Origin of the sequence: Streptomyces spongiae (genome assembly GCF_009377185.1) — a bacterium.
Lineage (GTDB): Bacteria > Actinomycetota > Actinomycetes > Streptomycetales > Streptomycetaceae > Streptomyces > Streptomyces spongiae.
Genome location: NZ_VJZC01000707.1, coordinates 1 through 4,624, shown reverse-complemented (window position 1 = coordinate 4,624; position 4,624 = coordinate 1). Strand labels below are relative to the sequence as shown.

The window sequence follows — 4,624 nt, the reverse complement described above, 5'->3', positions numbered from 1 at the left end:
GGCCGGGCAGCGCGTGCGGCGGACAGCGGGGACGACGGTGCATCGGACGGCCGGGCAGCGCGTGCGGCGGACAGCGGGGACGACGGTGCATCGGACGGCCGGGCAGCGCGTGCGGCGGACAGCGGGGACGACGGTGCATCGGACGGCCGGGCAGCGCGTGCGGCGGACAGCGGGGACGACGGTGCATCGGACGGCCGGGCAGCGCGTGCGGCGGACAGCGGGGACGACGGTGCATCGGACGGCCGGGCAGCGCGTGCGGCGGACAGCGGGGACGACGGTGCATCGGACGGCCGGGCAGCGCGTGCGGCGGACAGCGGGGACGACGGTGCATCGGACGGCCGGGCAGCGCGTGCGGCGGACAGCGGGGACGACGGTGCATCGGACGGCCGGGCAGCGCGTGCGGCGGACAGCGGGGACGACGGTGCATCGGACGGCCGGGCAGCGCGTGCGGCGGACAGCGGGGACGACGGTGCATCGGACGGCCGGGCAGCGCGTGCGGCGGACAGCGGGGACGACGGTGCATCGGACGGCCGGGCAGCGCGTGCGGCGGACAGCGGGGCAGCGGTGCGCCGGATGGCTGCGGTGCGCCGGATGGCGGGGGGGCTGCGGTGCGTCGGGGCGACGGTGCCTCGTGGCGCCGGGCGCGCCCAAGGCATTTAGGGGCGCGGGGAACTGCGCGACAAGCCACAACGAACCCGCAGCCGACCACGCGCCAAACGGGGCAGACGCAAACGGCGGGCCGCGCCCCGGAACTCCGGGGCACGGCCCGCCACCCGTCACCCAGTGGAACTAGATCCGCAGAAGCCGCTCAGTCAGCTCACGATAATCCCGCAGAGCCAAGCGCAGCTGCTCCGTGTCCGTATCGGCCCCCTCGCCCTCACCCGTGGACTGCCAGGACGTGCGAAGGGTGCGGCGCCGCTGGGTCACGGCGTCCGTGAAGCGCGACGCGACCTCCTCCAGCACCTGGTCGGCCTCCTCCACCGCGTCCCGGGGCCCGTCGACGAACTCCCCGACCGCGTGCTGCAGCCGCATCGAGAACTTGTCCGTCTCCTCATGGGGCAGCAACGAAGTCTCACGTACGGAGCCCGCCGGCTCCCTGCGATGCGAACCCTCGATGCCCTCAATGCCCTTGGCGCCCTCGACTCCCTTGGCGCCCTCGACTCCCTCGACGCGCTCGGCGCCCGTACGGCCCTCACCGGGCCCCGCTTTGCCTTCCATCCCCCTCAACTCCCCTTCGCCTGACGCCTGGTGACTCCCCACGGCAGGTGGGGCCTGCTGTTTGTACGGACGGGCTCCCGCCCGGAGCCGCGGTCCGCCTTCGTCTCGTGACTGCTCTCATGGCGGCGCTCATGGCGGCTCGGAGCCGCGAGTTCCTCGAACAGGGCGCGGGCCTCGACCAGAGCCTCCCGCATCTCCTCCGTGCCCGCCGGGCTCCCGGCACCGGCACCGGCACCCTCACCGTCACCGTCCGGGCCGTGCACGACGAGGTGCACCCTCCGGTAGCCGTGGACGCGATGCGCGTGGTGCACGGACAGCGCGTCGAGCTGCTCGTCGTAGCTCCCGCCGTCCGGGAAGCCGCGGGCTCCCGCCAGTTCGCCGAGCAGCCGGTCCGCCTCGGCGACCGCCTCCCGCGGAGAGTCGACGAAGCGTTCCTGGGCCGCCGCCCAGCGGGCCTCGTACCGCTCGCGTTCCGCGGGCTCCAGCGGCCGGGTCCGAAGTGAGCCGTGCCGCTTCACCCGCTCCGCGAGCTCGTGCTCCGTGGCCCGGGTGTCGCCGTCGTGCCGGGCGAGGGTCCGTTCGTACTCGGGTCCGAATCGCCGCCGCAGCCCGTGGCCGCCGGGGGCGTTTCGGTTGCGCAGGGTCAGGGCGGCCGCGACGACGACCACGACCGCCACGATCACGATCAGAGCAATGATCATGCCTGTGGACATGGATGCCTTCCGGGTTTTCGACCCGATGGGTCGGTTTCCGCACGGGTTGCCCGGACGGCCCTTCTCAAACGAGCCGAAGCGTGAGGCGGCGGCGGACACCGGGGACCAGCCGGACCTCACCGACTAGAGGTTCTCACCGATCGGGCGACGGCCCACCCCCCTGCCGGGCGGCCGGGTGCCCGGACCGTCATGGGGACGTTCCGCGTCGGAGCCGCACAACTCCGCGTTCAGTTCCGCCACCAGCTGCACCAGGTCGGTGGGGCGGTCCGGGCCCCACCAGTCACCGAGGAGTTCGGCGAGGGACTCCTCGCGGGCCCGGGACAGCCGGTCCGCGGTCTCGTGGCCGGTTTCGGTGAGCACGAGGTCGAGGCCCTCACGGAGTACGAGGCGGCGCTCCTCCACCTGACGGGACGCGGCGAGGACGACGTCCAGCGGCACGGTGCTGCGCTCGGCCAGCAGCGCGGGCTCGGCACGGCCGTACTTCCTGATCCTGAGCAGCAGCCAGCTCGCCGCCGGCAGCAGGTCGTAGCCCGCCCGCGCGGTGATCTTCTCGTAGATCCGCCGCCGTCCCTCCCGGGACCCGAGCAGCGACAGGGCCCGGCACACCTCGTCGTACGACGACCGCTCGACCGGGTTGCTCGCCAGCGTCTCGGTGATGTCCGGAGCCGTCACCGAGCCCCTCAACGGGTCCTCGCGCAGGAACCAGGCCAGTACGAAGCCGACGAGGGCGACCGGCGCCGCGTACAGGAAGACGTCCGTGATCGACGAGGCGTACGCGTGGAGGGCGTCGGAGCGGAGGACGGGCGGGAGTTCGGCGATGCCACGCGGGTCGGCGCGCAGTGTGCCCGGGGTGACGCCGGGCGGCAGCCGGGCGCCCCCGAGCGCCGCCGCGAGCCTGTCGGCGAGGAGGCTCGCGAAGACCGTGCCGAAGACGGCCACGCCGAACGAGGCGCCGATCGCGCGGAAGAAGGTCGCGCCGGACGTGGCGACGCCCAGGTCCTCGTACGGCACCGCGTTCTGCACGATCAGCACCAGCACCTGCATGACGAGGCCGAGGCCCAGTCCGAAGACGAAGAAGTACGCGCTCATCTCGCCGTCGGAGCTGTTCTCGTCGAGCTGGTGGAGCAGCAGCAGACCGAGGGTCGTGACGGCGGTGCCCGCGACCGGGAACACCTTCCAGCGGCCGGTACGGCTGACAATCTGCCCGGAGGCGGTGGACGCCAGCAGCAGGCCCAGCACCATCGGCAGCATGTGGACGCCGGAGAGGGTGGGCGAGACGCCCTGGACGACCTGGAGGAAGGTCGGCAGGTACGTCATCGCGCCGAACATGGCGAAGCCGACGACGAAGCTGATGACGGCGGACAGCGTGAACGTCCGGACACGGAACAGCTTCAGCGGCAGCACGGGCTCGGCGGCCCTGCGCTCCACGGCGACGAACACGACGGCCAGCGCCACCCCGAGCACCGCGAGCCCGACGATCCGCGGCGAACCCCACTCCCAGGTGGTGCCGCCGAGGGAGGCGACGAGGACGAGGCAGGTGGCGACGGACGCGATGAGGAACGTACCGAGGTAGTCGATGACGTGCCGTGTGGCCCGGACGGGTATGCGCAGCACGGCGGCGATCACGGCGAGCGCCACGGCCCCGACCGGCAGGTTGATGTAAAACACCCAACGCCAGCTCAGATGCTCGGTGAACAGCCCGCCGAGCAGCGGCCCGAGCACACTGGTCGCGCCGAAGACGGCCCCGAACAGCCCCTGGTACCTGCCGCGTTCACGCGGCGGGACGATGTCGCCGACGATCGCCATGGACAGCACCATGAGCCCGCCGCCACCGAGTCCCTGGAGTGCCCGGAAGCCGATCAGCTGGGGCATGTTCTGCGCCATCCCGCACAGCGCGGACCCGACGAGGAAGATGACGATGGCTGCCTGGAAGAGCTTCTTGCGGCCGTACTGGTCGCCGAGCTTCCCCCACAGCGGGGTCGCGGCGGTCGAGGCCAGCAGATAGGCGGTGACCACCCAGGAGAGATGCTCCAGGCCGCCGAGCTCGCTGACGATCGTCGGCAGCGCGGTCGACACGATGGTCTGGTCGAGTGCGGCGAGCAGCATGCCCATCAACAGGGCGCCGATGGAGACCAGAACGCCACGGTTCGCACGCTCCGGGGCGGCGGCGGTGCGTCCCGCGCGGCCTCCGTGACCGGCCGCGCCCGGTGTACCGGAGGCACCCGCGGGACTCGGCGTTCCCGACATTTCTGACGCCATGCAGACCTCCCGAGAGGCGAGGGCCATGTGCGGCCCGGCCTCCAGCTTCCTCTCCATCGTGGTCGGTGTGACCGGTTATGGCCTGTTGAGTACTGGCCGAATCGCCGATCCCTGGGGCACCTGGGAGATCCTGTGCGTGAGATCTGCATAATTTCTGAAGTTCGTACGGGGAGGACCACACGTGAGTGAAGCAAGCGGCAACGGCGGCGAACCGCGCGGCCACACCTGCCCGGAGTGCGCGGCACCGCGCGCCCCGGACGGCACTCCGTCCTGCTCGTGCAACCGCCGCGCCTCGGAGGCCCTGCGTGACGCCCGTACGGCGGAGGCGGCGGCGGCCGAGGACTTCGACCCGTTACGCATACGCCCGTACGTGGAACTGGGCGGCGAGTCGGAAGGCTCCCGTGCCGCCCCGACCCCGGCACCGCCGTCGCCCC

At 72.5% G+C, this 4,624-nt stretch carries 3 protein-coding genes and 1 pseudogene; 1 reads left to right on the top strand and 3 read right to left on the bottom strand.

Annotated features, from left to right (window positions below; translation table 11 throughout):
• Positions 1–789: 789 nt before the first annotated feature.
• From FNH08_RS54250 to FNH08_RS45045, 3 genes are all read right to left on the bottom strand, one after another.
• Positions 790–1,218: a hypothetical protein gene (locus tag FNH08_RS54250; RefSeq protein ID WP_407704577.1), complete on the bottom strand. Its 429-nt coding sequence runs from the start codon at positions 1,216–1,218 to the stop codon at positions 790–792.
• A 5-nt stretch (positions 1,219–1,223) separates the two neighbouring features.
• On the bottom strand, positions 1,224–1,931 hold the full coding sequence (locus FNH08_RS45050) for a hypothetical protein (RefSeq protein WP_152777328.1): 708 nt from the start codon (positions 1,929–1,931) through the stop codon (positions 1,224–1,226).
• Between the two features lie 123 nt (positions 1,932–2,054).
• A complete protein-coding gene (locus FNH08_RS45045) occupies positions 2,055–4,190 on the bottom strand; it encodes an MDR family MFS transporter (RefSeq protein WP_152777326.1) in 2,136 nt (711 codons plus the stop codon).
• A 181-nt stretch (positions 4,191–4,371) separates the two neighbouring features.
• Here FNH08_RS45045 and FNH08_RS45040 point away from each other — a divergent pair.
• Positions 4,372–4,624: pseudogene (locus FNH08_RS45040) on the top strand (hypothetical protein); the annotation flags it as partial.